Here is a 24773-nt window from a genome sequence, read left to right on the forward strand (position 1 = left end):
ATAAAGTAAAAGCCAATTATAACGTGCATCCTCAATAAAAAGTAGCCTCCAGAAAGGAAAGGAACTCTCCCGGTTTACCACTACTAGACGCAATATACGTGGAATCCAAGTAATCAAATTTATATAGCATAATCTTCAAAAATTGGTGTAAAATTCGCCCACTATGAACAAGGCTGGAATCACTATGGCTTATAGAAAAATGTTAAAATCCAAAATCCATCGTGCTTGTGTCACGGAAGCTGATTTGGATTATGAGGGAAGTATTACTATTTCCCCTGAACTGCTTAAGGCAGCAAACATATTACCTTACGAAGCAGTCAATGTCTGGAACATCACGGCAGGAACGCGATTTGAAACTTATGCGATTACCGGCAGACCAGGGTCTACTGAAATTTGTGTTAATGGGGCAGCAGCACATTTAGTAACTCCAGGAGATTTAATTATTATTGCTTCCTTTACTCAAGTACTAGAAGAAGAATGTGAAAGCCTAGTTCCTACGGTTGTTTTTGTCGATCAATTTAATCGTTTAAGAGAAATTCGACCCGAAAAAATCGGAATTAAAAACAAAGGAATTAAAGAGCTTGCCGAGGCTTAAAAAACGTCCCTCTCTCAATTTGGGAGAGGGTGAAGAACAGTTTCTATATTCATAAAGACCCCATGTTAAATCATCTTTTAGAACTACGACGTCGTGGATTGCAAACTCTCATTTGGTTTGGCAGCTTATTTTTTATTTTCTTCTTTCTTGCTAATGATTTATACCAAACCCTAGTTAACCCACTACTGCGTACTCTTTCGGCTCAAGAAAGTTTAATTGCTACCCATATAACATCCCCTATATTTACGCCACTAAAACTTGCTGCTGATGCAGCCATGTTACTTAGCGCCCCCTTTGCTTTATTTCAACTTTGGCGTTTTATAAGTCCCGGCCTTTATCAAAGAGAACAAACCACTCTACGTATCACCCTAATCTTTAGTCTTTTGTTGTTTCTTGCCGGAGTCTTGTTTTGCTTTTATCTGGTTTTGCCATTCATGTTTCATTTTTTCGCACATGCCTTACCTAAAGGAGTGCGTTATATGCCTGACATGGCCTATGCTCTTGATTTTATCACTAGGATGCTCATGATCTTCGGATTTTGCTTTCAGGTACCCTTGCTTTGTTTTGTGCTTGTGCGCTTAAAAATTATTGAGGTAATCACCTTAAAAAAAATCAGACCTTATGTCATTGTTGGCGCTTTTATTGTAGGCATGCTACTTACTCCTCCCGATGTTTTTTCTCAAATAATGTTGGCGGTCCCCCTTTGCCTTCTTTATGAGATAGGCATTATTTTAGCTGTTTACTTTATTTAACTCTTTATGAGTTTATTTTAAACATAATAACTGTTTCTTAATAATCAGTTAATAAATGCGCTCTATAATGCGCACGATTTTATCATTTAGATGTGAGTATAAGAAATGATCAGTAAAGAAGAATTAATCCTCCAGCATCAAAATAAACAAAAACAAATTGAAGAACGAAAAGAAATAATCGTGGGGTTACAGCAGCAAATAGCTGAAAAACAAAAGACATTACAAACACTGAATCAAAAAAACATTACACTTATAGAACAAGACGTTCCCTCCGCTTTAACTCTAGCAAAAACCCTTTTGAACCCATCAGTACGATTAAATACAGACGTGAAACAAGACGTCTTGGATTATATCCAAGAACTAGTAACCACGCTAAGCAAGGAAAAACAACACAATCAAGAACTCCTAGAAAAATCAAGAAAGTTAAATACGTTATTAGAACAAGTCAATGAACATCTAAAAAGCGGCTATAACAAAAACACACTTGTAGATCTTACCGATAAAGCAGAGATTAAAAGTGCACAACATCCGAAAAACACTGGATTTGCCTTATTACTGGAAATACTGGAAGAGAATCCTAGCAAATACAAATGGACTTGGGACAAAACAGATAGAGAGAACTTATTGCAAGTTGTGCCCCAAAAACTTTACCAAGTTGCTTATATGCTTGAAGTGGACCAAGAAACTGCAAAAGACATAACTTTGGGTTTAGAAAAATTAGAACAAATTAAAACAAAATTAGTTAAAAACTATGAGGAACTCGATACAATCCCCGAGGAAATTGTTCAACTTAATAATGAAAGTAGGATACAAACAGAAGCCGTTGAAGAACTTAATGCACAACTTGAAGTACTGGAACGACAAATTAAAGAACTCGAAGAGCGAGAAAGACAGGAACAACAAGAGAAACTAAAACTGGAACAACAAAGACAAGAACCTGAGAACGAAAGGCGAAAACAAGAAAGACCGATTCACGTAAGGAAAGACCATCCGAGTCACATAAAACGGCAAAAACCAAAAGTAGACGAGGTAAAAAAAGAGCGAGAAGCACTAGTCCTTGAGCTTAAAAAGGAACTCACCACGTACGTCAATGGCCGAAATCAACATTATTATCCTAAGGATTTTTTCCTTCCTAGAGATAAAAAGACTCGCGATCAATTTATAGAACTTCTAGTTAATGAAAAAAAGGGGTTATTTAACAAATACATTGCATCCGGCAATAGTCAGGAATTGCTCAAAATAATTACTACTAAAATTGATAAATTTCATGGCATCAAAATGCAAGCCGCCCTTAACCGAATTGTGGTGAAACTTATAGAAGCAGACCTAAAACCGCCAATAATCAACGATCCCGCTGCAAAACCAGAAAATGTGATTTCCTTCTTTAAGAAAAAAGGGGGCAAATATGCACAATATGCTGCAAAAATGGTAGAACTATATACAAATATTGACGGCATGAGGGTTTATGCAAAAACTTTACCTCCCGAAGAACAGAAAGTAATTTCCCAGCTTATTGATGCGCTTAAAAACGATGTCGATCAATTTATCAGTCACAACCCGGAACAACTTCCAAGCAATGTATCCTATCAAAAATTTAAAATGACAGTTAAAGCAAGATTACATAGTCATGATGACCTCATGAGTGGGCACCGCTCATGGCAAGATACCATCCTTAATGTTTTGCTTAGTGTCATTACCATTGGGAAATTACTCTACTCAAAAGCAATAACAAAGAGAGCCTCTTTATTCTTTGATAAGGCTGAAGACCAAAAAGGAATAGAAGCTCCAGTTGATGGGACCCTTGAAGATCTCGGCACCATTTTAACGGCGGGCTAATGGAGCCTAAACTTATATTGTTTTAAGTAATTTATTATCTTAACCCGGGACTCGCTGCCTACCTCGAATTGGGCAACCCGGGTTAACTACACTCTATACCAATTAAAATTTACTGATTCCATTTTTTGATCTTAAGCTTCTTTTATTTTTACCGATATATTATTCAAGACGCCCAACAAAGAGGCTTATATGAATAAAATTGCACAATTCAACATCGGAGATTTAGTGATTCACAAACACAGTCGCTACAGAGCAATTGTAGTGGATGTGGATCCCTTATTTCAGGCATCAGGACGCTATAATCCACAAGCACCAAAACGTGAATTTGCCACTCGAAACCCTTGGTATCGTTTATTAGTTGATGACAGCAGTCAAATTACATATGTTGAAGAGTGCATGCTAATCGCAGACACAAGCAAAATGCCAATTAATAATCCCCATATTGGATATTATTTAAAAGAAAAGGAAGGACATTATAAAAATGCAAATCCTCCCCATTAGTACTAATTGTAACCTTGGTGACGTAAAGCAGGTCAGTGTCACTAGGATACGTCATCTCAAACGTAGTGCTTCCAAATTCACCCTATGTTTTCCTTGATAGCCACTATGCCCTACGTGCTGCGACTTGTTCGCAGCATCCAGGAAAAAGAAAGCTTAGTGCCTCAATCCCTAGATCCCGCGGACAAGCGGCGGGACGTGGGTATTGTTATAGGTCAAGTAAAACTTAAGGTGAATTAGAAGACGTAGTAAGGGATCTTCAGTTGGGTGTGTTAAGAGTACCAAAGCGAAACCAGTTATCTTCTGTACACCCGAGTTCCGCTTTTAGCTCATGTTTCTAGGTGTTTCTTAAAATTAAAACTAAGAGCGCTATGAAACCAATTAAAACAAGCGCCAAAACCCCCATGGTATAAAAACTTTTATTTAGATTTTCCTTACTAAATTGCTCAGGCCTTCCTTTGACTGTGCGGTACAAAATAAAAATGATCATTCCGGCACCAATAAGACCTAGAATTTGATATAAAGTCTCCATAAAAATCTTCCTTATTTTGCTTCAAAACTAAATGCATCTGAAAATAAATATGTAGGTGAAACGCCACTATTTACTAATGCATCACGCGTGCTATACACCATATCAAAAGGCCCGCTAATGACGATTTGCCATTCGCCAAGATCATGCGGATGTTTTGCAAGCACAAGCGAAACAAGAGGCACCGTATTGTCTTCTGAGACTGAAGAAACATAAGTAAACCGACTAACATGTGCCTGCCAGCTCGTTACCTTCTCATCCATATATAAATCATTTTGCAAACGAGCCCCCCAAAATAACTCAAAAGGTCGAGTATCGGAAGTAGATAATAACTGCTCGATCATCGCTTTTACCGGTGCAAAACCAGTGCCACCCGCGATAAATAATATAGGAGGTTGCGGATGTAAATGTTCAATGGAACACTCACCAAAAGGTAAACGAATAGTTACAGAACCATACTCCTTTATATGAGCAAATAGTCGCTGGTTATAAGGGTTGTCCAAACTATGACGAATGTGCAATTCATACTTATGCGATCCTAATGGAGCATTCGCAATGGAATAGCTAAATGCTTCCTCACCAAAAAGAATTTGCAGATATTGACCCGCTTGGTAGGGTATGTATCGTTCAGGTGCTAAAATCAAACGCATTATGCTGTCAGTAAGCGGGGAAATATCCTCTACATGAGCTTTAATTGTTTTTTCCTTCATTCATCTAACCCCAGAGAAGACCAATATCCATTAACCTTTTTTAGAATCTCTTCATCCATCACAATAGGCTCACCCCATTCTCTTTGTGTTTCGCCTGGCCATTTATTAGTTGCATCCATTCCTATTTTTGAACCCAAACCAGAAACAGGTGAAGCAAAATCCAAATAATCAATTGGTGTATTTTCCATCATTACGGTATCTCGTGCAGGATCCATACGCGTAGTCATTGCCCAAATCACATCCTGCCAATTGCGTGCATTAATATCATCATCACAGACGATTACAAATTTGGTATACATAAATTGTCTTAAAAAAGACCAAACCGCCATCATAATTCGCTTCGCATGACCAGGATACTGCTTCTTCATTGTGACTACTGCCAAACGATAAGAACATCCTTCTGGTGGCAAATAGAAATCAACAATCTCTGGGAATTGTTTTTGTAACAAAGGAATAAATACTTCATTTAATGCAACACCTAAAATTGCTGGCTCATCAGGTGGTCGACCAGTATAGGTACTATGATAAATGGGATTATCTCGATGAGTAATACGTTCTACAGTAAACACAGGAAACGATTGGACTTCATTATAATAACCTGTGTGATCTCCGTACGGTCCTTCAGGAGCTTCTACCCCAGGCTCTAAATAACCTTCTAAAACAATTTCCGCACTCGCTGGAACATGGAGGTCATTCCCAATGCACCGCGTTAATCGAGTCCGTTGGCCGCGCAATAAGCCAGCAAAGGCATACTCAGACAAAGTATCAGGTACCGGCGTCACAGCAGCAAGTATCGTTGCAGGATCGGCCCCTAAAGTCACGGAAACTGGAAAACGTTCACCCGGATAAGCCTGTTGCCATGCGAAGTAGTCCAATGCTCCCCCACGATGGGATAACCAACGCATAATCAATTGATTCTTATTCAACAATTGTTGTCGATAAATCCCCATGTTTTCACGGGTTTGATGAGGTCCTTTGGTAGTTACAAGCCCCCAAGTTATTAGGGGTGCTGCATCTTTAGGCCAGCACGTTTGAATAGGTAAAGAAGTAAGATCTACTTCATCTTTTTCCCAAACATGAGTTTGGCATTCTGCACCGCTTACATATTTTGGTGCCATATTTAATGCTTGTTTTAACAACGGAAGTTTATTAAACGCGTCTTTAAAGCCTTTGGGGGGATCGGGTTCTTTTAGAGCAGCCAATAATTTGCCTACTTCCCTTAATGCACTAATACTGTCCTCCCCCATTCCCATTGCTACACGTTCAACGGTACCAAACAAATTGGTTAAAACCGGCATTTTATGATGCGGAAGATTGGTAAAGAGAAGCGCTGGGCCGCCAGAACGTAGAACCCGATCACTCACTGCGGTCATTTCAAGATACGGCGATACAGGGTAGGTTATGCGTTTTAATAAATTACGTGATTCCAATTGTGCAATAAAATCTCTTAGATCAGAGTATTTCATTAATTATCCCCTAGAGTAGCCTGGGTAAAGGCGCAGCTGCATTCCATTTAAGTTAGTAGCTTTTGACTTATCCCTGCGGCGTGTCCTCGGGATATAAAACATTTAGTCCTTGAACTTGATGGTCGTAAGGACAGCCATAACCTGGAGAAAGTTTATAGCAAAACTAAAAAATAAACCTTCTTTCAAAGCTCAAAACTGCTTTGTGAATTCAGTTTTTATCTTACTTATTTTTCAAATGACAGTTCTAAAAAGAATGAAACCATTCCCGGGCTAGGCTACGCCTTCACCCAGGCTACAATTTTTATAACAGATGCTATTCTTGACGTTTCATTGCATCAAAGAATTCAGCATTGGTTTTATGGTTCTTCATGCGCTCAAGCAAGAACTCAATCGCATCGCACTCATCCATAGATTGCAGAATTTTACGCAATATCCAAGTACGTTGTAGATCTTCTGGACTTAATAATAGATCTTCACGACGTGTACCTGAGCGATTAATATTAATCGCAGGGAACACACGACGTTCAGCAATATTACGACTCAAGTGAATTTCCATGTTACCGGTTCCCTTGAATTCTTCGTAAATCACTTCATCCATTTTTGAGCCAGTATCCACTAGAGCCGTAGCAATAATAGTCAGGCTGCCACCCTCTTCTATATTACGTGCAGCACCATATAGACGCTTAGGTCTTTGCAATGCATTCGCATCGACACCACCAGTCAATACCTTACCAGAAGAAGGAATCACGGTGTTGTACGCACGGGCTAAACGAGTAATTGAGTCAAGTAAAATAACCACATCACGTTTGTGTTCAACTAAGCGCTTGGCTTTTTCAATCACCATTTCAGCAACTTGAACGTGGCGGTTAGCGGGCTCATCAAAGGTACTGGCAACTACCTCACCTTTTACAGAACGCTGCATTTCGGTTACTTCTTCAGGACGCTCATCAATCAGTAATACAATGAGGTAACATTCTGGGTAATTCTTTTCTATAGAACGTGCAATATTTTGCAACATTAATGTTTTACCCGCTTTGGGTGGAGAAACAATCAGACCACGTTGTCCTCGACCAAATGGAGCACATAAATCAACAACTCGTGCGGTCAAATCTTCAGTGCTGCCATTTCCTTGTTCCATCACCAGGCGCTCTGTAGCAAACAGAGGGGTAAGGTTTTCAAATAAAATTTTCCTTTTGGCACTATCAGGTGAATCATAGTTGATTTCATCAACTTTCAACAAAGCAAAATAACGTTCGCTGTCTTTGGGAGGACGAATTTTACCGGAAATAGTATCTCCAGAACGCAAACCAAAACGTCTGATTTGGCTAGGTGATACATAAATGTCATCAGGGCCTGCCAAATAAGAACCATCGGCAGAACGCAAGAAACCAAAACCATCCGTCAGGACTTCTAAAACACCATCACCGTGGATGTCTTCACCCTTTAAGGCATGAGCTTTAAGAATGGCAAAAATAATTTCTTGTTTGCGCATACGGGAAGGATTCTCGACACCAATCTCTTGTGCGATGTTAAAAAGATCGGCAATAGGCAATTGCTTAAGTTCACTAAGATTCATACTTCTCACTTGATTTGTTGATTAATCGAATTGGGTATCCGGGAAAAATATTATTAAGAATAGCAGCTAAGGATTCTGCTGCCTATGTGATATATTCAAAATTATATCACATATTGCAGACAGGCTATCACAGCTTTAGTAAAAGATACAACATTTTTTATATAGAAAAATAAAAAATTAAACGTGACTCTCAACAAAAGCACTTAATTGAGATTTTGAAAGCAAACCCATTTTAACTGCTTCAACTTGACCATTTTTAAATAAAATCAATGTAGGAATACTCATCACCCCAAACTTTGCAGGAGTTTGTGGATGTTCATCAATATTGATTTTGGCAAAAGTTACTTGCTCTCCATGAGTAGCAGCTACTTCTTCCAATATAGGGGTCAATGCACGGCATGGACCACACCACTCAGCCCAAAAATCAACTAATACAGGCTTATTTGCATTGATTACATCGTTTTCGAAGCTTGCATCTGTTATCGTTTTAATAAGATCACTCATGTTCAACCTCTGTTGTTTAAAATTCGTTAATTGCCAACCCTCACTGCATCATGGGTAATGGCATAGTTTGAATGAAAAATTTTCTGAATCGATCACATCATCTTAACTATAGTCAAAAGATTTGTCATTCAAACTGCGCCTAAACTCACCATTTTTCACGGTTTTTGCTGCAAGAGAAACTGGCCCACAAATTCTATTATAGATCACCACCTACGGCTTGCAACACACTTAACGCAGTAATCGCAGCAGTTTCCGTTCGTAAAATTCTTGGGCCTAAGGATAGAGGCTGAAACCTGTGCTTACAAGCAAATTGGACTTCATGCTCACTTAGCCCTCCTTCAGGACCAATAAGCAAATCAATCGCAGACGAACCAATCGCATAATCGCGCCAATTTTTATTTTCACCTGGATGTAAGATAAACCGTAACTCTGCTTGCGCCGCATGCATATAATCATCTAGGGACATTGGGGTATGTACTAGGGGAACTGTATTACGCCCGGATTGTTCACAAGCAGCAATGACAATCGCTTGCCATTGGTGCAGTTTTTTTGCCATGCGCTCCTTATCTAGCTTGACGACACAACGCTCAGTAATAATAGGAGTAATGCTCGCTACGCCCAATTCGACCGCCTTTTGCATTACAAACTCCATACGCTCCCCCTTGGAAATGGCTTGCGCTAAATGAATGGCTAAGGGCGACTCTCGGCTTACCTGTTTGCTCGGGCCAATACGTACAATAACCTGTTTCTTCTTAACTGATTCTATGGTAGCAGCAAATTCGTAATCATCACCACAAAATAAAGTAAGCGGCTCACCAGGCTGCATGCGCAAAACAACGCCAACATGCTGACTGGCTTCGGGAGATAATTCTAAATGCTGACCTGGATGATAGTTTCCAGACTGATAAATGCGTACTGCTCTCATGTGTTTATTGATTCTCTTACGTACCCTGGGTTGCGCTTGTTGCATCCAAAGTGCGTATCTGTAATTGCCAATACTATAACAAAAATTACTTATTTTTGCCCCATGTGATAGAATTTTTTATTTCATCAAACGCATTAAGGAAATTAAAAACCATGAGCAAAACACGCATAGAATCTGACAGCATGGGTGAAATTGCTGTTCCTGCCAATAAGTATTGGGGAGCACAAACCGAACGATCATTACATCATTTTAATATAGGCAAGGACATTATGCCGCGCGAAGTCACTCATGCCTTTGGAATCTTAAAAAAGGCTGCTGCATTAACAAACTTAGACTTAGGAAAATTACCTAAAGATAAAGCTGATTTAATTATTCAAGCTGCCGATGAAGTCAGCAAAGGGATGTTAGATGATCATTTTCCTTTGCATGTATGGCAAACTGGAAGCGGCACCCAATCCAATATGAATGCGAATGAGGTCATCTCGAATCGTGCTATTGAATTGGCTGGCGGAACCATGGGAAGTAAATCACCTGTTCATCCTAACGATCATGTGAATATGTCTCAATCTTCAAATGATACATTCCCAACCGCCATGCATATTGCAGCGGCTATTGCGTTCAATAAGAAACTAATCCCCGCAGTAAAAAACTTACGTGATGCCTTTGCTGTCAAAATGGCTGCATTTAAAGATATAGTCAAAATAGGCCGGACTCATTTACAAGATGCAGTTCCTATCACGTTAGGCCAGGAATTTTCGGGGTACGTTGCCCAGCTTGATGCCTGCCTCCATCGCCTTGAAGGGGTATTGCCCGAATTATATGAATTGGCTGCGGGTGGAACGGCAGTAGGAACAGGGTTAAACACCCATCCTCAATTCGCAACCAAAGTAGCCCAACATATTGCGCAAATAACCCAATTACCCTTTGTAACCGCAGATAATAAGTTTGCAGCACTAGCATCCCATGAACCTCTGGTGAATGCGCACGGCGCGATGAAAACACTGGCTTGTGCCTTAATGAAAATTGCAAATGACATTCGATGGTTAGCCTCCGGTCCACGTTGTGGTATTGGTGAATTAGTTATTCCAGAAAATGAACCAGGCTCTTCTATTATGCCAGGAAAAGTCAATCCTACTCAATGTGAAGCCATGACTATGGTTTGTGCGCAGGTTCTGGGAAATGATACCACTGTGGGTATAGCCGACAGCCAGGGTAATTTTGAACTGAATGTATTTAAACCTGTGATCATTTTTAATGTACTTCACTCGCTTAATTTGCTCGCCGATACTTGCCATTCATTCCAAGAGTTTTGCGCTGAGGGGATTGAGGCCAATCACAAGGTCATTGATTATTACTTACATCATTCCTTAATGCTCGTCACAGCGCTCAATCAACACATAGGCTATGATAAAGCAGCGAAAATTGCTAAAACTGCGCATCATGACAATTCTTCCTTACAAGAGGCAGCAGTCAAGCTGGGGATCTTAACGGCAGAACAGTTTGCGGAATGGGTCAGACCAGAAAAAATGATTGCCCCCGAATAATTCTTTTAGATAATCGCTTGAAAAAACTATGTGAATCTATTACATAGTTGCTCTGCTAATTTGGGGTATGTCTCCTTTATGAAGAAAACAGGCATACTCCTTGATAATCATTGGCTTATTCGAAGCAAAAATGGATTTTTTTGCTTCTAAAAATGCAAGGAGGGCTTATTAAAATATATAGGAAAATAAGGTTCAATAATGAAAGAAAAAAGTATTATTCATGCGCAAACTGTACTGCGGGATCATAAAAACGCAAGAACATCTCATCGCGGTCTTGAAAAAGATGGAAAGAAAATGAGTTTCTTTGGAGATTATGCTTCTCGACAATTTGTGCGAGATGAGATGATTAAAGATGGACTGGATTCAATGGAAATACAGAGAGAACTGGAAGAGGAACGTTTAGCCAGGGATGAAGGCTATAGTTTTAAATAGGAAAATTGCTTTCCCGCTTAGCAGCGGGAAAGTTAGATGCGCAACATTATTGTATTACAGGTATTTGTGGTGCAGCATTACGTTTTGGACCTGGAGTTGCTTTTTGAGTAGGATCTTTTGAAGCGTAGGTCTTTTGCGCTTTAGGTTTATTCGCCGTTTGTTGCTTGTTCTGAGTATTCATTTGTTCATAGCCTTGAGAATTCATTTGCTCTGAACGTTGCATATCCATACATGCACATAATCCCAAAGATAAAGCAATACCCAAACACCACTTAAGTGACTTTAAATTAAACATATTTTGCTCCCTGCTTTTGTTGTTCGAAAAATAAATATAAATTAAAAAATTTAAAATCACCACCTAAATCCAACAAGAATTTTTTTTTTTGATTAAAAATCATATAATCAGAATCAAACCACTTTCAATAAAGGACTAAATATGATTTATCCCAACATACTCGCCACCATTGGACAGACCCCTGTGGTAAAAATTAATCGTCTAGGTCGTGATCTCAATTGCGGACTGTATGCAAAATGTGAGTTTTTTAATCCAGGCGGTTCTGTTAAAGATCGTATTGGGTATGAAATGGTTGTTCATGCTGAGCGCGAGGGCCATATCAAGCCTGGTGACACGCTCATTGAGCCTACCTCTGGAAATACAGGAATAGGCATTGCGTTAGCAGGCGCTGTACTCGGCTATAAAATAATCATCACCATGCCCGAGAAAATGAGTCAGGAAAAACAGTCTGTACTTGAGCGCTTGGGAGCCAAAATTTATCGTACCCCAACAGAAGCCGCTTATGACGATCCGGAAAGCCATATTTCTTTAGCGAAACGCTTGCAAGCAGAAATTCCTAATTCTCATATCCTTGATCAGTATGCCAATCCCAATAATCCCAATGCCCATTATTATGGTACTGCTCAAGAAATTATTGAGGATTTTGGCAAAGACTTACATATGGTTGTTGCAGGGGTAGGTACTGGGGGTACAATTACGGGTATTGCCAGACGTCTTAAGGAATATAATCCCGAGATTAAGATTATTGGTGTGGATCCCGAAGGTTCCATTCTTGGTGGGGGTACTGAAATTAAATCCTATGACGTGGAAGGGATAGGTTATGACTTCTTCCCACAAGTTCTAGATAATAGTTTGATTGATAAATACATTAAAACGAATGATCTGGATTCATTTCGCACTGCAAGAGATTTAATTCGTGAAGAAGGTTTACTGGTAGGGGGCTCTTCTGGTGCGGCAATGTGGGCAGCGCTCCACGCGGCAAAATCCCTAAACAGTGATCAAAAATGTCTGGTTATTTTGCCTGACTCAATTCGGAATTACATGTCGAAATTTGCTAATGATGAATGGATGAAAGAGCACGGATTTCTGTAATTTCACAAATCTAGAAGGTAACCGTTCAGGGAATTGCTTGCATCTTGGGGAACGGTTGGATTTGAGTGAGTTGCGCGAAAATAATGTGAGATTTGCGAAGTGTTATTGTCGCGCAAGATATACCGCTCAGTGGATAGGGTGAACGCATACCTTAGGAGCAGAAAAGGGAATGTAGCGTATAAACCAGATTCTGCTTCGCTATACTTAAAAGTTTATCTCAATGTAACAGTAGATTGATTTTCTATTTGATCGAATAAACTATCAGGTTCAACTTGTTTTGTACTGATCCAACTCGCTAACGCATTTACTAGCAGTTCAATCGTTTGTTGTTCTCGTTCTTGTGGAATACCAGCAATAACAGGTTTTCTGTTTGATTGCTCAAGGGCAAACGATATAGTATTGTTCGTTTGCGCAGGTAAAAAGGTAATATAGAGTCCCATTAGTTGTTCCAGGGTTAATTCACCGGCAACAACCATGCTTAAAATAGTCTTACGCCATTGCTCATAAGACTGTAATAGCTGTTTATTGTCTTCTGCAATCAGCGTCATAATATCGCTTAAAGTTTCTCCCTGCTCTTTTGTATTTTCAATAGGTTTAGGAGCATTAATGGCTAATTGACCAACATATGCAAAATCTGCTTTATGTTTTACAGCGGGGAAATACTGATCCCCTTGAACTTGAATTACTAAATTAATTTTATTAGACATCATGCTTCTCCATCATATACATCTCTTCTTCTCAGTTCCTTTCCAAGTTCTTTAAAAGATAGCGTTACACTAATTCCCAGCACCTGAGCTAAGGCCTTTAAAGCACTTGATGGTAGTTCGACCTCTGGATCACGCAAATAACTTTTTGGTGTGTCAGCACTTAACCCATCAAATACTTCACGATACATTAATGGATGAGTATAGATCTCATCCACTGCAAGCTGGCGTAGCACATAAGCCATGCACTCCACTAACTCTGACTTTCGAGAAGTATTGAGCAACATACCCATACGTTCTGAAAGTGTTAAATAAGGTTGGTTACTTATATATTTGGGGAAATGAAGATAAAAGCGCTCCAAAATTTTTTTCAAGGTAGCATCATTACCTCGTTGGGAAATGCTTTGTAACGAATCAATCATTGCGACAGCAACGGCATGAAATTGCTCATTACCAACGTTGATAAAATTGTATTCTGCGCGTGGCCTAGCTTCATGATGTACATAAGCTCGGTTACTAAAAAAACCAGCCATAATGCTCTCCTACCCCTCAATATAACTTCATTCTAATGAATCAAAATTAAGGAAATATTAACTATAAACATCATAAGACATAATTTACAGTTACTCCCGATTTCTAGAAACAAAAACGTTAAACAAAAATAATACTTAACACTATAATTCTATACTACATGCGGAAATTTTACTCGATTATAATGCAATAAGACAGACTATTTATGCTTTATGATTATATGGGGTTAATGAGAAGAAATGCATTATAAGTTCGAAATAATAAGCATAGCCTTCTTTAAACTAATTAAATTGGAACAAAAAAGGATAAAACGAAACCATTTGGATACTTTGGAACAGGTAGCATCTCAACATGAGAATAAGATATACTAATTAGACTCTTATTTTTCTAAGGTTCTAGAGCAACAGCTAAAATCAGCTGCATATTTGAGAAGGATTTTACTCTTGGGCCATTCCATACTTTATTTTATTTGTTTGCTCCTTGTACTCTTAGCCTTACTTCTTCATTTAAGGTGCAAAAGCAAACAGCTCAGTGTTAGCCGGTGGCAAAAATCTTTAAATCTGCTAGAACACGCCCAAGTATTTCACCAAATTTACACGGATTCTAACGGCTTTATTCTTTCTCGAAATGCGCGCCAGAAGCATGATGCAATGGAATATGCTTATGGAGAAATTGAGTTCTTATCATTTATCGCACTGTTGTCCTTAACCAACCCAGATGAAAACACGGTATTTTATGACTTGGGCTCAGGGATAGGGAAAGCGGTTTTAGCCTGCAGCATGGTTTTTCCCGTCCGCAAAAGTGTTGGAATCGAATTATTCCCCGAACTGTACTTTGATGCATGCCTACGGGTCAAGCAATTGGCAGCATTGAAGAACTATACTGAGCACGCTAAAAAGATTCAGTTTATTTTAGGTGATTTTCTTGAAGCGAATCTAACAGAGGCAACGCTTGTTTTTATTAATTCCACTGCGTTTATTGGTCCCATATGGGAAAACCTCTGCGCCAAACTGGATAAGCTTCCACAACTGAGTACCGTAATTACAACCAGCAAAACATTATCCTGTACTCATTTTACTGTAACAGCGCATACTAAAGTTGAAATGAGTTGGGGCGTGGTTTTTGCCTATATTCATACTCGAAAAACAACTTTTGACTAACTGTCTTGAAAATATTGAATAATTTTTTTCCCAGTCTATACTTATAAAACAAGGGACCATTGTCAGCACCTAATCTGTATTGGTAGCAGACTTTGAAACACGCGACAACACGAGGTGGGTATGATCAAATCGGAACTCATTGAACACATCGCTGCTCGAATGACGCATCTTACTGAAAAGCAAGTGGCTGATGGCATAAATAGAATATTGGAATTAATGAGTGATGCACTCATTAAAAATCAAAGAATAGAAATCCGGGGATTCGGCAGTTTTTCTCTTCATTATAGACCGCCACGTAATGCCCATAATCCCAAAACAGGTGAAAAAGTAGTGACTAAAGCAAAATACAGTCCGCACTTTAAGCCGGGGAAAGAATTACGTGAACGCGTTGATGCATCGCGTGATAAGTACAAATTACCTGATGAAGAGTAAGGTGTATTTGTTTTTATATCCTATATTAGCCTGAGCAGGAGCCCCAGGAACTTCATGTCCAAAACCCAGGGCTGGCTCAAGTAAATAATTTGTGTCATTCCCGCGCAAGCGGGAACGAAGCCCTTTCTTAGCCTAATGGCAATAGTTGCCAACCCACCGGGTTACAAAATTTTATTTATTCGCTAAATTTAAGTGCGAGGTAACGTAACGCCTGTTTGCCCCTGATATTTCCCACCGCGGTCACGATATGAAACAGCACAAACTTCAGAAGCCTCCAAAAATAGCATTTGCGCCACACCCTCATGCGCATAAATTTTAGCGGGTAATGTAGTAGTATTTGAAAACTCCAGCGTCACATGACCTTCCCACTCTGGTTCCAAAGGTGTCACATTTACGATAATCCCACAACGCGCATATGTCGACTTGCCAAGACAAATAGTTAGGATATTTCGGGGAATGCGAAAATACTCTACTGTTCTTGCTAAAGCAAAGGAGTTGGGAGGAATAATACACACATCGGACTGCACATCGACAAAACTGTTTTCATCAAAAGCTTTAGGATCCACAATCGCAGAATTTATATTAGTAAAAATTTTAAATTCATTCGCACAACGAACATCATATCCATAGCTGGACACACCATATGAAATAATTCGACCATTGTTATTTTCACGAACTTGTCCGGGTTGAAATGGAGATATCATTCCATGTTCAAGCGCCATTTTTTCTATCCATCTATCTGATTTAATCGACACAATAAAAACCTCATGAATTCTTCAAAAGGAGTGTTCTATCATAAAAGTCGGATAAACGAAAGATTGTATTGATATTGCGCCAAATGATTCATGACTTTCTCTTACAGAAAATCGTTTATACTTATAATATGAGTTGCATAATTACGCGAATCAAATGGATGAAGAAACCCCAAGGTATAGCCATGCGGCAAGACAAATCGGTTTCGTAATGAGGCATCATTACTTAGATCGCTCAGAAATCAAATTAATTAAAAAGCTGATTCAAGACAGTTATAATACTTTTGGCCAATTACATCATAATAAAGTATTTCTGAACTTAGGTTTATGGGATAAAAAAATCCATGAAGAATACAAAGAATTGAATTTTGATTTTTCTAAAATATCTGAGGTACAAGATATTTATTCACAATTACTTCTTTACTCCCTAATAAGACCATTAATAAAAACTCAATTTTTTAATAAGCGACTGCTTGAGATAGGCAGTGGTAATGGCCTTGGTCTTAAAGCAAGTTCTGAGTTACTAAAAACTAATTATGCATTAGGGATTGATTTGGTTAATCGATTAGTAATCAACTCCCATCGTCATTTCTACAAACAAGATAAAGTGAATTACATTCAATCTGACGCGGAAACTCTACCTCTAGGAAACGAATGCTTTGATATTGTCATCAATCTTGAAAGTTCTCATCTTTATCCTCGAATTGAGGACTTTTTTTCAGAAGTGGAGCGTGTCTTATCTTTAGGTGGATTTTTTTGTTATGCAGATCATTATTTTAAAAATAAAGATCAATCAAATAAATTAGAACAATTTATTAAGAGCAGCGATAAATTAAAAATAATTCAAAAAGTGAATATTACCAAGCAAGTACAAGCCTCTCTTTATCAACGATTAATCGTAAATGAAGAAGGATTTTACCGGCAAGCCTTGGCTATTGCTGGAGATGATCTAAGTCAATTCATATCCGAACTTCCAACTATTGCAGCGGTCTGTGGATTAATATTTCTTCCATGGTGGAAGATTAGATTTAAAAATCCTGCGCTTCATTACGTTGCCAAATATGCCCGCAAAGAAAAATTTTGGGGAAGAAAATATTATTTTTATTATCTTATTCAAAAGGTTAATAAATGAAAATAAAAAAAATACAAGAAATTGAGTATGAATACGGTCAAGAAGAATATATTAAACGTCTTATTTATCGCTCAAAAGAACCTATTTTGATAAAAATAAAAAATTTTACCGACAAGTTTTCTATCGATTATTTTGAAAATCTTCTTGAAGGAGTAATCACCTATGATACTTATGAAAATGATAGGTGGAAATCATATGATCGGGGTAATTTTTCAACCGTCATGTCCCAAATTAAAAATAATAAGCCGTATAGAATTTTTGGTCAGACCTTTCCAAAGCATTCCGGAGCAATAGAACGGCATGTGCCACTTTGGCAAAAAATTCCCTTTCGCCCTAGGTACTTTAATAAAAATTTAAAAGTTATTTATTTTTTTGGAGGCAAGGGAGCGCATACAGAAATCCACTTTGATAGAGAACATTGCTGTAATCTTCATCTATGCTTAAGTGGAAAAAAGCAAGTGTTATTATTTACTCAAAAACAAAGCCAATATATTTATAAACTTCCTTTTGTTGGCGACAGTTTAGTGGAATTTGGCCAACCATTGGATTTATTATCACAACAATTTCCAAGATTAAACCAGGCTGAAGGTTATAACATTACTCTCGAACGAGGAGATATGCTCTTTTTGCCTAAAAATTGTTGGCATTATACGAGCTACCTAGAAGCCTCCGCTGCCGCAACCTATGTTTTTTATCCGCGAAAAATACTTCAATTTTATGGGTATTTTACGGGTTACTTTTTTATGGGGTATAAATCACCGAATGGTTTTAAAATTTGCGATTGGCCACTATTTGAAAAATTTAGTCGAAATTACGCCCTGGCAGAAGGAAAAAGAAAGTATTTATTTAAAGCAATTGAACTAGTTTCTTATATCGTTTTGCTCCCAACAATAAGTATCCTTAGTAAAATCTCCTTTAGATTAAAGCCACGCAGAGTTTTTTAATTCCAAACGAAAGAACACACTGATTTAAAATTGACACAACCGCTGGAATTTGCTGATTTTATGAACACCCGGGTTACGGCATTGCCTTCACCCAGGCGATTGTCTCAGCTCAGCTATTTTTTCCTTGACGCTATATTAGATAAAATATCACCCAATTCCATCGGCATGGGGAACACAATGGTAGAATTATTAGTTCCGGCTATCGCCGCCAAGGTTTGTAAATAACGTAACTGCATTGCCTGGGGTTGTTGTGCCAACACTTGAGATGCTTGCAGTAATTTATCTGAGGCTTGTAACTCTCCCTCAGCATGGATCACTTTCGCACGTCGTTCGCGCTCAGCTTCAGCCTGTCTTGCAATTGCACGAATCATGCTTTCATCCAAATCAACACGTTTTATTTCAACATTAGACACCTTAATGCCCCAGTTATCAGTTTGTGAATCCAGTATTTTCTGTACGTCACTATTTAAACGTTCTCGCTCAGAAAGCATTTCATCGAGCTCATGTTGTCCTAATACGGAACGAAGTGTTGTTTGTGCCAATTGACTGGTTGCTTCATAGTAATTTTCTACTTGGATAATAGCATTTTCTGGAACCACCACCCGAAAATATAAAACCGCATTAACTCGTACTGAAACGTTATCTTTAGAAATCACATCTTGGCTTGGTACATCCATCACTATGGTACGTAAATCGACTCGTACTACTTGTTGAATCACTGGAATAATAAGTACTAAACCGGGCCCTTTAACTTTCCAGAAACGACCTAACATGAATACAACGCCCCGCTCATATTCCCTAAACACTTTAACTGCTGAGATCAAAAGCAGTAAAATTGCAACGATTATCACCGTTAAAAATGGTCCCATGTTATCCTCCTCGATTACTCAAATCCTCTTCAATTTCCATTTTCAGTCCTGAAATCCCTATTACTTTTATCGGCGTGTTTGCGGCTATAGGCAGTTTAGAGTGTACGCTCCAAATCTCTCCACGAATCATTGCCTGTCCTTCAAGATTAATATTGCCAAGCGTATGACCTTTGGCACCTATCAAAACGATTAAACCATGTTTTACACTTTGGCTCCTTGCTTTTACCACCATCCCGAGCAGGAAGACAAAAAAGATAATATTTACAACAGCCATTGCTCCGATTACTGACCAAGCGATTTGGTACATTTGATTATCGGTTTCTACTAACATAATGGAACCAATAATGAATGCGATGGTACCGCCAATCCCTAGAGAACCATAAGCCGGCACAAATGCTTCTCCCACAATAAATGCGATTCCCAAGAGAATAAGAAAAAACCCAGCGTAGTTTATTGGTAATAATTGAAGCGCATACAGCGCAATACACATTGAGATGGCTCCAATAACGCCTGGAAATAAATGCCCAGGGTTTACCAACTCAAAGAAAATACCATATATACCCAGCAAAAGAAGAAGATACGCAACTGTTGGATCGGTAATTATCGATAAAAATTGCGTACGCCAATCAGGCTTAATTAATTCAATCTGTGCATTACTGGTATTGAGTATTATTTTTTGATTGTTCTGTACTACTGACACGCCATCTAACTGCGCCAGTAAGTCTTTCTCATCATTTGCAATATAATTAATAACACGCTCCTTTAAAGCCTCGGGAGCAGTCATTGTTTCTGCATTTAAGACTGCTTTTTGTGCAAAATCTGGGTTGCGACCTCGCAATTGAGCCAATGATCGTATTGTGGCTACAGCATCATTAGTGATTTTTTTCTCCATAGTAGTCTGTTTATCTTGGGAGGCTGTATCGCTAAACCCTGTAGCTAAATTGACTGGACTCGCAGCGCCCAGTTGAGTTCCAGGCGCCATGGCAGCCAAGGTACTGGCATAGAGTAAAAAAGTCCCCGCGCTTGCTGCCCGGGCACCATTTGGACTTACAAAAGTCACGATAGGAATATTAGATGATAAAAAACTTTGAACGATAATTCGAGTGGATTCATCAAGCCCGCCCGGAGTATCAAGTGTAACTATGATTAAATCTGCATGCTGTGCATTATCAATGGTACGAATAACATAATCGGCTGTGGCAGGCCCAATTGCTCCTTTAATATTTAATTCAACTACTTTAGTTGCATAGGAACATGAAGTGTAAACAAGTATTAGAATCAACAGAATACTGGATCGCAATAAAAATATTATTCGACCTGTTGGCGTTTCTATGGACCTTGGCATGCTGTAGGATGTACACATGCTCCCTTCCCTAATCAAATACGCTATATGTTAAAAGATAGCACAGTTTGCATTCTTTATTGACGAGTGGGAATGAAAATCAATTGGATTGGCGTTGTGAATAATAATTGATTAGGTTAATGATGCGATACATATCTTAACAATTTTTTAGACAATAAACACCTGGGTTACAGCCTCGCTTTCACCCAGGTTAAAAAATATTATTTTAGAAATAAACCCCAATTTGCGCAGAAACAGTATCCGCTGTACCTCCGGTACCTAGTGTGGGCGCATTAACAAATCCAGGCGCTGAAGCACCATTGGCAAAATCGTTGGATCCGTAATCTATTTCATGTCGGTACTCAATACTTTCTACAGTATCTTTCCAGATAGAAATATTAAATACGCCAATAAAACGGTGTTCTGGTAGATTTAACGCAAGAGCCTCTTTAGTCCGTTGATAACCAATCCCAATCGATGCAGGTCTGTGAAAGGCTCTGAACGTCATATCAATTTCTGTTTGTAATGCCTGTGGTTTTGCACCATGTCCATTAAAACTTAAATCCTGAGTTCTAAATGATTCAATTGTACCAACCCATTCAGCAGCAAAGTTAAATCGGTCATAACCCATGTTACCATAAACATCCACAGCTTCTGTCTTGCGTACCAATTCATTGCCATTAAGTAACGAACCAAAACCGCCAAAAGTTCCGGGGTTACCACCTGTATTTTGCATTCCAGCGGCATCATCGATGGAGCTGATGTAACTTGCTCCTATTTCTCCAGTGGCTTCCGCAAATGCAAAAACATAACCGAGATTCGCACCGCCCACTCCAGCACGTCCTAAGGTAGTATCACTCCGATAGATGTATGTTGCGGCAAAAGGCCCAGTATCTTCTTGTGATTTATAACCTATAATAAAAGGTCTTGTTTTAGTTCGAGCTAAATTTAAAGTCAGCGGCGCACTGATCATGGAACTTGAATAACGTCCGAAAGGCACATACAACTGCCCAGCAGTGAAGTAAAATGGCGTTTTATCCAAGTTTCCTATATTCACAAAACCCATATTGAGGTTAAATGCTGAGTTGTTAATTCTTGGACCAACATCAGGAGGACTCTCATCATAGGCTAGTGCGATATACGCTTCGACATTTTGATTTAACGCCGCAGCAACGTCTACCTCACTCGAGCCTAAGGTTAAATCAACATTTGTTCCTCCAACATAATCACTATTGATCATGCCAACAGGCTCTGCTTTACCACTAAGTGCAATGATTGGCCTTTCGGGAATTGGGTACCCCATATTTCTATAGGCTCTATATAATTTTCGACGTTGTTGCATCAAGCGGATGTCACGGTTAATACTTGAAATATTAACAATATAGTCTGATCCATCAAAAGCAGGTCTGTCGCCCAAATATGGAGAAGTTACAACAGGTGTTCCTGCAATATAAGTAACAACTCGATTTTCTGCCACTAAAGCAGTTGGATAAAATCCAATTGATTCTGGATGCTCCTCAGGGGTATGTACTGAGAGCCTTGACGAATGGTATTTAACCATTTTTTCATGCGGTTCATGTTGTTCACGCTTATCTTTTTTTGCATGTTTTTTATGAACAATAGGCCCTGGCTTTTTAGATTCCTCTTTAGTTGGCTTGCTCGAATGACTCACTTTCTGAGCAACCATTTCTTTCTGTAAAGTATCTAGTTGAGTTTGTAATTGTTGTGCTTGTTTTTGTAAACGAGCTATTTGACGTTGCAACTGCTGATCATGTTCCGCATAGAGTGGCGATGACAAACAGACTAGGGCCAATATGATTTTTTTATATTGCATGCGGTACTCCTGTTCATTATTTTTACTTCCACATCGGAAAGGCAGAAAATTATAGCTTGGTAAACAAGGAGTGGCTAGCTTCTTTTTCACAAATTTGCTTAAAATTTGTTACTTTATTAGAATCTATAAAAAAAAACCCATAGTCTACTTATGGGTTTTAATTGAGTAATAAGTGTGTAGTACGTATTCAGTTTAAATTATGCATTACCAATTAACTTTAGACCAAAATAGGGACCAAATAGTCCATAATCGACTGGACGAATTGGACCAAATAAATTCGGGAAGGGTTGCTCTTCCAAAACGTGAAAGTAATTCACTACTTGGTAACCGGCTTGAATATTTGCAAGACCTATAGGTGTAGGACGGGCATAATTTATACCAAGTTTTGCTTCCAGGCTTGGAACAATACCTCTTTTACGGAAGAATACTTGCTCAACAATTGCTTGCTGAGGTGATACAACAAAACCTGCGTGATAGCGATTCGTTCCATAAAGCACTGATCCGCCCCCATTTGCAGTTACGCTTAGAGAGTCTGTCAGGTAGTAAGCATAGTCAATTCCAACTACTGGTCCAAAACCTTTATAGTCAGTATTGTCGAATTTGCTAAATGGATTTGTCACCAGGGCAGGAATAAAGTCGGTTATGTAATAATTTCTTGCAGTAGATTGGATATTTGCATATTGCATACCACCGTAAAAACGCATTTTCTTCCGCATACTGATGTCAGTATGTTGTCCCATCACTACATTAACTTGGTCTATCCTATTGCGACTAATAAAATCAAATGGAGCAGGGATAGGTGGTAAACCCGTTACAGGTATATTTAGAGTTCCGAAAAATCCAGTGGGATCGGTTGAAGTACTGAAGTGCATCCAATTGACACTAATATCATTTCCGGTATTAAAATGATAAGACCCCTCTAAAAAATACCCCCAGTTCCAATCATTCTTTATTTCTTTGTTTATTGGTAATGTGCCGAATTGGATCGATTTTTCACTACCATAGATGGATCTTAGATAGAGCGCTTGAGCGCTGAAGTCCCAGAGGTTTGTTCCACATGGAACTGTAACATTACTTGGGGTACAAACTGGGCCCATACCGCCAGCAGTTGCTATACTTGCAGCCAATCCCAATACAGCTATAGTTGCTTTCTTAAACATGAATACTCCATTAGAAAAAAAAAGCCCATCATTAATGACGGGCTTTTATAAGATCTTAATCAATTAAGAAATTAAACATTTCCAACATACTTCAGACCGAAGTAAGGACCAGCAGCAGCGAAGTCAGTTGCTGTAACTGGTAATACGGTTGTGTTTAACGCATGGATGTAGTTGAACCACATGTACCCAGCATCCAGAGTTAAGTCACCTTGAGCCATTGCATAAGTATAGTTAGCACCTAACTTAGCTTCTAACTCAGGAACAATCGCTGTTCTAGTTCCGCTAACATCAACAGTGAACACTGTAGGAAGACCAGGAACAGAACCATCTGGGTCAACAAAGTCAACATCATAGCTGTGTTTTTGTGAACCAACTAACAATGCAGCAGCTGCTTTAGCATAAACACCAAAACCGTTGCCGAATACGTAGTTCATGTCGATACCAGTACGTGGACCAAATCCGTTGTATTGAGTGTTACCTTCAAATCCAACAGTGAAATCTGGAACACCTGCATCAAAGTCTGTTGCAAATGCATGAACGCTTCTCTTGATGCTTGCAAATTGGAAACCGCCATGGAAACGGATTTTCTTGTTAGCGCTGAAGTCAACATATTGACCGAATTCACCGTTAACAGCATCCCATCTGTTTTTATGACCAAAACCAATTAATGTATCTGGGTCAAAAGCAGGAGTAAACTCATGGTTGTTCCAACCAGTATCTAAATGATACCAAGTTAAAGTGATGTCGTTTCCAGTATTGAAATGGTATGAACCTTCAATTTGGAAGCCCCAGTTCCATTGAGCGTCTAATTCAGTATTGATAGAAACGCCTGTTGGAGTTACATCGATATCTAAAGAAACATCGTTATCGGTCATTGTTTGCAATACTAGTGCTTGGCCACCGATGTTCCATCCAGTACTTGGGCAAGGAACAGTAACGTTACCTGGGGTACAAACTGGGCCCATGGTACCAGCGAATACTGCACTGCTACCTAAAGCAAGAACAGCTAACGCTGTTTTTTTCAAATTTAACATGCTTATCTCCACTTTTTATTATTATTTCCGTTCGTTACCAATTTAAATTGTTAGCAACGGTACGCATTTTCGCTCTATACCGAGAGCGTACCTTGCTCAATTATCTAACCGGACCTTCATAAAGT

Annotated in this window: 26 protein-coding genes; 11 read left to right on the top strand and 15 right to left on the bottom strand. The window is 38.9% G+C overall.

Going from position 1 to position 24773, the window contains the following annotated elements:
- Positions 1-184: 184 nt before the first annotated feature.
- The 4 genes from panD to hspQ all read left to right on the top strand — a co-directional run bounded on the left by panD (position 185) and on the right by hspQ (position 3684).
- A complete protein-coding gene (panD, locus tag ACWTEW_RS28855) occupies positions 185-595 on the top strand; it encodes an aspartate 1-decarboxylase (protein WP_454781468.1) in 411 nt (136 codons plus the stop codon).
- 62 nt (positions 596-657) lie between these two features.
- Positions 658-1347, top strand: a complete 690-nt coding sequence (gene tatC / locus ACWTEW_RS28860) for a twin-arginine translocase subunit TatC (RefSeq protein ID WP_454781709.1) — start codon at positions 658-660, stop codon at positions 1345-1347.
- 105 nt (positions 1348-1452) lie between these two features.
- The gene (locus ACWTEW_RS28865; protein ID WP_454781469.1) at positions 1453-3183 is read left to right on the top strand and encodes a hypothetical protein; all 1731 of its coding nucleotides are present in this window, start codon (positions 1453-1455) and stop codon (positions 3181-3183) included.
- A 189-nt stretch (positions 3184-3372) separates the two neighbouring features.
- A complete protein-coding gene (gene hspQ, locus ACWTEW_RS28870) occupies positions 3373-3684 on the top strand; it encodes a heat shock protein HspQ (protein ID WP_454781470.1) in 312 nt (103 codons plus the stop codon).
- Positions 3685-4018: 334 nt separating this feature from the next.
- Here the strand turns inward: hspQ and ACWTEW_RS28875 are convergent, their stop codons facing one another.
- From ACWTEW_RS28875 to ACWTEW_RS28900, 6 genes are all read right to left on the bottom strand, one after another.
- Positions 4019-4213 (bottom strand): hypothetical protein, encoded by a 195-nt coding sequence (locus ACWTEW_RS28875; RefSeq protein WP_454781471.1) that lies wholly within the window; start codon positions 4211-4213, stop codon positions 4019-4021.
- Between the two features lie 11 nt (positions 4214-4224).
- On the bottom strand, positions 4225-4920 hold the full coding sequence (locus ACWTEW_RS28880) for an NAD(P)H-flavin reductase (RefSeq protein WP_454781472.1): 696 nt from the start codon (positions 4918-4920) through the stop codon (positions 4225-4227).
- Positions 4917-6386 carry a 4-hydroxy-3-polyprenylbenzoate decarboxylase gene (gene ubiD, locus ACWTEW_RS28885; RefSeq protein WP_454781473.1) on the bottom strand — a complete coding sequence of 490 codons (1470 nt, stop codon included), beginning with the start codon at positions 6384-6386 and terminating at the stop codon, positions 4917-4919. Before ubiD ends, ACWTEW_RS28880 begins: the two co-directional genes overlap by 4 nt.
- Before the next feature lie 313 nt (positions 6387-6699).
- Positions 6700-7962 carry a transcription termination factor Rho gene (rho, locus tag ACWTEW_RS28890; RefSeq protein WP_010652211.1) on the bottom strand — a complete coding sequence of 421 codons (1263 nt, stop codon included), beginning with the start codon at positions 7960-7962 and terminating at the stop codon, positions 6700-6702.
- Positions 7963-8139: 177 nt separating this feature from the next.
- Positions 8140-8466 (bottom strand): thioredoxin, encoded by a 327-nt coding sequence (gene trxA, locus ACWTEW_RS28895; protein ID WP_454781474.1) that lies wholly within the window; start codon positions 8464-8466, stop codon positions 8140-8142.
- 196 nt (positions 8467-8662) lie between these two features.
- Positions 8663-9391 carry a 16S rRNA (uracil(1498)-N(3))-methyltransferase gene (locus ACWTEW_RS28900; RefSeq protein WP_454781475.1) on the bottom strand — a complete coding sequence of 243 codons (729 nt, stop codon included), beginning with the start codon at positions 9389-9391 and terminating at the stop codon, positions 8663-8665.
- Positions 9392-9543: 152 nt separating this feature from the next.
- On the opposite strand from ACWTEW_RS28900, the gene fumC reads away from it, so the two are divergent.
- Both fumC and ACWTEW_RS28910 read left to right on the top strand, forming a co-directional pair.
- Positions 9544-10935, top strand: coding sequence for a class II fumarate hydratase (gene fumC / locus ACWTEW_RS28905; RefSeq protein ID WP_454781476.1), 1392 nt, complete (start codon positions 9544-9546; stop codon positions 10933-10935).
- A 198-nt stretch (positions 10936-11133) separates the two neighbouring features.
- Positions 11134-11367 (top strand): hypothetical protein, encoded by a 234-nt coding sequence (locus ACWTEW_RS28910; RefSeq protein ID WP_454781477.1) that lies wholly within the window; start codon positions 11134-11136, stop codon positions 11365-11367.
- 46 nt (positions 11368-11413) lie between these two features.
- On the opposite strand, the gene ACWTEW_RS28915 is transcribed toward ACWTEW_RS28910, so the two are convergent.
- Positions 11414-11662 (bottom strand): hypothetical protein, encoded by a 249-nt coding sequence (locus ACWTEW_RS28915; protein WP_454781478.1) that lies wholly within the window; start codon positions 11660-11662, stop codon positions 11414-11416.
- A gap of 141 nt (positions 11663-11803) precedes the next feature.
- Between ACWTEW_RS28915 and ACWTEW_RS28920 the strand changes: the two genes are divergently transcribed.
- Positions 11804-12754, top strand: coding sequence for a pyridoxal-phosphate dependent enzyme (locus tag ACWTEW_RS28920; protein WP_454781479.1), 951 nt, complete (start codon positions 11804-11806; stop codon positions 12752-12754).
- A gap of 212 nt (positions 12755-12966) precedes the next feature.
- Here the strand turns inward: ACWTEW_RS28920 and ACWTEW_RS28925 are convergent, their stop codons facing one another.
- Entirely contained in the window at positions 12967-13464 is a 498-nt protein-coding gene (locus ACWTEW_RS28925; protein WP_454781480.1) for a hypothetical protein, read from the bottom strand.
- Complete coding sequence (locus ACWTEW_RS28930; protein ID WP_454781481.1) at positions 13461-13991, bottom strand: transposase; 531 nt, start codon at positions 13989-13991, stop codon at positions 13461-13463. Before ACWTEW_RS28930 ends, ACWTEW_RS28925 begins: the two co-directional genes overlap by 4 nt.
- 432 nt (positions 13992-14423) lie before the next feature.
- Between ACWTEW_RS28930 and ACWTEW_RS28935 the strand changes: the two genes are divergently transcribed.
- On the top strand, positions 14424-15149 hold the full coding sequence (locus tag ACWTEW_RS28935; RefSeq protein ID WP_454781710.1) for a class I SAM-dependent methyltransferase: 726 nt from the start codon (positions 14424-14426) through the stop codon (positions 15147-15149).
- Positions 15150-15269: 120 nt separating this feature from the next.
- Positions 15270-15581 carry an integration host factor subunit beta gene (locus tag ACWTEW_RS28940; protein ID WP_454781482.1) on the top strand — a complete coding sequence of 104 codons (312 nt, stop codon included), beginning with the start codon at positions 15270-15272 and terminating at the stop codon, positions 15579-15581.
- A 188-nt stretch (positions 15582-15769) separates the two neighbouring features.
- On the opposite strand, the gene dcd is transcribed toward ACWTEW_RS28940, so the two are convergent.
- Positions 15770-16336, bottom strand: coding sequence for a dCTP deaminase (gene dcd, locus ACWTEW_RS28945; RefSeq protein WP_182392172.1), 567 nt, complete (start codon positions 16334-16336; stop codon positions 15770-15772).
- A 154-nt stretch (positions 16337-16490) separates the two neighbouring features.
- Between dcd and ACWTEW_RS28950 the strand changes: the two genes are divergently transcribed.
- Both ACWTEW_RS28950 and ACWTEW_RS28955 read left to right on the top strand, forming a co-directional pair.
- Entirely contained in the window at positions 16491-17465 is a 975-nt protein-coding gene (locus ACWTEW_RS28950; RefSeq protein WP_454781483.1) for a class I SAM-dependent methyltransferase, read from the top strand.
- A complete protein-coding gene (locus ACWTEW_RS28955; RefSeq protein ID WP_454781484.1) occupies positions 17462-18409 on the top strand; it encodes a cupin-like domain-containing protein in 948 nt (315 codons plus the stop codon). Before ACWTEW_RS28950 ends, ACWTEW_RS28955 begins: the two co-directional genes overlap by 4 nt.
- Before the next feature lie 113 nt (positions 18410-18522).
- Here ACWTEW_RS28955 and ACWTEW_RS28960 read toward each other — a convergent pair whose 3' ends face one another.
- The 5 genes from ACWTEW_RS28960 to ACWTEW_RS28980 all read right to left on the bottom strand — a co-directional run bounded on the left by ACWTEW_RS28960 (position 18523) and on the right by ACWTEW_RS28980 (position 24648).
- Positions 18523-19278 carry a slipin family protein gene (locus tag ACWTEW_RS28960; RefSeq protein WP_454781485.1) on the bottom strand — a complete coding sequence of 252 codons (756 nt, stop codon included), beginning with the start codon at positions 19276-19278 and terminating at the stop codon, positions 18523-18525.
- Position 19279: 1 nt separating this feature from the next.
- Entirely contained in the window at positions 19280-20641 is a 1362-nt protein-coding gene (locus ACWTEW_RS28965) for an NfeD family protein (RefSeq protein WP_454781486.1), read from the bottom strand.
- A gap of 205 nt (positions 20642-20846) precedes the next feature.
- A complete protein-coding gene (locus ACWTEW_RS28970; protein WP_454781487.1) occupies positions 20847-22454 on the bottom strand; it encodes an LbtU family siderophore porin in 1608 nt (535 codons plus the stop codon).
- 197 nt (positions 22455-22651) lie between these two features.
- Positions 22652-23614, bottom strand: a complete 963-nt coding sequence (locus ACWTEW_RS28975) for an Lpg1974 family pore-forming outer membrane protein (RefSeq protein WP_454781488.1) — start codon at positions 23612-23614, stop codon at positions 22652-22654.
- A gap of 71 nt (positions 23615-23685) precedes the next feature.
- Positions 23686-24648 (bottom strand): Lpg1974 family pore-forming outer membrane protein, encoded by a 963-nt coding sequence (locus ACWTEW_RS28980; RefSeq protein WP_454781489.1) that lies wholly within the window; start codon positions 24646-24648, stop codon positions 23686-23688.
- Positions 24649-24773 lie beyond the last annotated feature (125 nt).

Source organism: Legionella stuttgartensis (assembly GCF_977063405.2).

Coding starts and splice junctions, on each gene's coding strand:
- panD (WP_454781468.1), top strand. CDS start 185: ATGGCTTATAGAAAAATGTTAAAATCCAAAATCCATCGTGCTTGTGTC.
- tatC (WP_454781709.1), top strand. CDS start 658: ATGTTAAATCATCTTTTAGAACTACGACGTCGTGGATTGCAAACTCTC.
- ACWTEW_RS28865 (WP_454781469.1), top strand. CDS start 1,453: ATGATCAGTAAAGAAGAATTAATCCTCCAGCATCAAAATAAACAAAAA.
- hspQ (WP_454781470.1), top strand. CDS start 3,373: ATGAATAAAATTGCACAATTCAACATCGGAGATTTAGTGATTCACAAA.
- ACWTEW_RS28875 (WP_454781471.1), bottom strand. CDS start 4,213: ATGGAGACTTTATATCAAATTCTAGGTCTTATTGGTGCCGGAATGATC.
- ACWTEW_RS28880 (WP_454781472.1), bottom strand. CDS start 4,920: ATGAAGGAAAAAACAATTAAAGCTCATGTAGAGGATATTTCCCCGCTT.
- ubiD (WP_454781473.1), bottom strand. CDS start 6,386: ATGAAATACTCTGATCTAAGAGATTTTATTGCACAATTGGAATCACGT.
- rho (WP_010652211.1), bottom strand. CDS start 7,962: ATGAATCTTAGTGAACTTAAGCAATTGCCTATTGCCGATCTTTTTAAC.
- trxA (WP_454781474.1), bottom strand. CDS start 8,466: ATGAGTGATCTTATTAAAACGATAACAGATGCAAGCTTCGAAAACGAT.
- ACWTEW_RS28900 (WP_454781475.1), bottom strand. CDS start 9,391: ATGAGAGCAGTACGCATTTATCAGTCTGGAAACTATCATCCAGGTCAG.
- fumC (WP_454781476.1), top strand. CDS start 9,544: ATGAGCAAAACACGCATAGAATCTGACAGCATGGGTGAAATTGCTGTT.
- ACWTEW_RS28910 (WP_454781477.1), top strand. CDS start 11,134: ATGAAAGAAAAAAGTATTATTCATGCGCAAACTGTACTGCGGGATCAT.
- ACWTEW_RS28915 (WP_454781478.1), bottom strand. CDS start 11,662: ATGTTTAATTTAAAGTCACTTAAGTGGTGTTTGGGTATTGCTTTATCT.
- ACWTEW_RS28920 (WP_454781479.1), top strand. CDS start 11,804: ATGATTTATCCCAACATACTCGCCACCATTGGACAGACCCCTGTGGTA.
- ACWTEW_RS28925 (WP_454781480.1), bottom strand. CDS start 13,464: ATGATGTCTAATAAAATTAATTTAGTAATTCAAGTTCAAGGGGATCAG.
- ACWTEW_RS28930 (WP_454781481.1), bottom strand. CDS start 13,991: ATGGCTGGTTTTTTTAGTAACCGAGCTTATGTACATCATGAAGCTAGG.
- ACWTEW_RS28940 (WP_454781482.1), top strand. CDS start 15,270: ATGATCAAATCGGAACTCATTGAACACATCGCTGCTCGAATGACGCAT.
- ACWTEW_RS28950 (WP_454781483.1), top strand. CDS start 16,491: ATGGATGAAGAAACCCCAAGGTATAGCCATGCGGCAAGACAAATCGGT.
- ACWTEW_RS28955 (WP_454781484.1), top strand. CDS start 17,462: ATGAAAATAAAAAAAATACAAGAAATTGAGTATGAATACGGTCAAGAA.
- ACWTEW_RS28960 (WP_454781485.1), bottom strand. CDS start 19,278: ATGGGACCATTTTTAACGGTGATAATCGTTGCAATTTTACTGCTTTTG.
- ACWTEW_RS28965 (WP_454781486.1), bottom strand. CDS start 20,641: ATGTGTACATCCTACAGCATGCCAAGGTCCATAGAAACGCCAACAGGT.
- ACWTEW_RS28970 (WP_454781487.1), bottom strand. CDS start 22,454: ATGCAATATAAAAAAATCATATTGGCCCTAGTCTGTTTGTCATCGCCA.
- ACWTEW_RS28975 (WP_454781488.1), bottom strand. CDS start 23,614: ATGTTTAAGAAAGCAACTATAGCTGTATTGGGATTGGCTGCAAGTATA.
- ACWTEW_RS28980 (WP_454781489.1), bottom strand. CDS start 24,648: ATGTTAAATTTGAAAAAAACAGCGTTAGCTGTTCTTGCTTTAGGTAGC.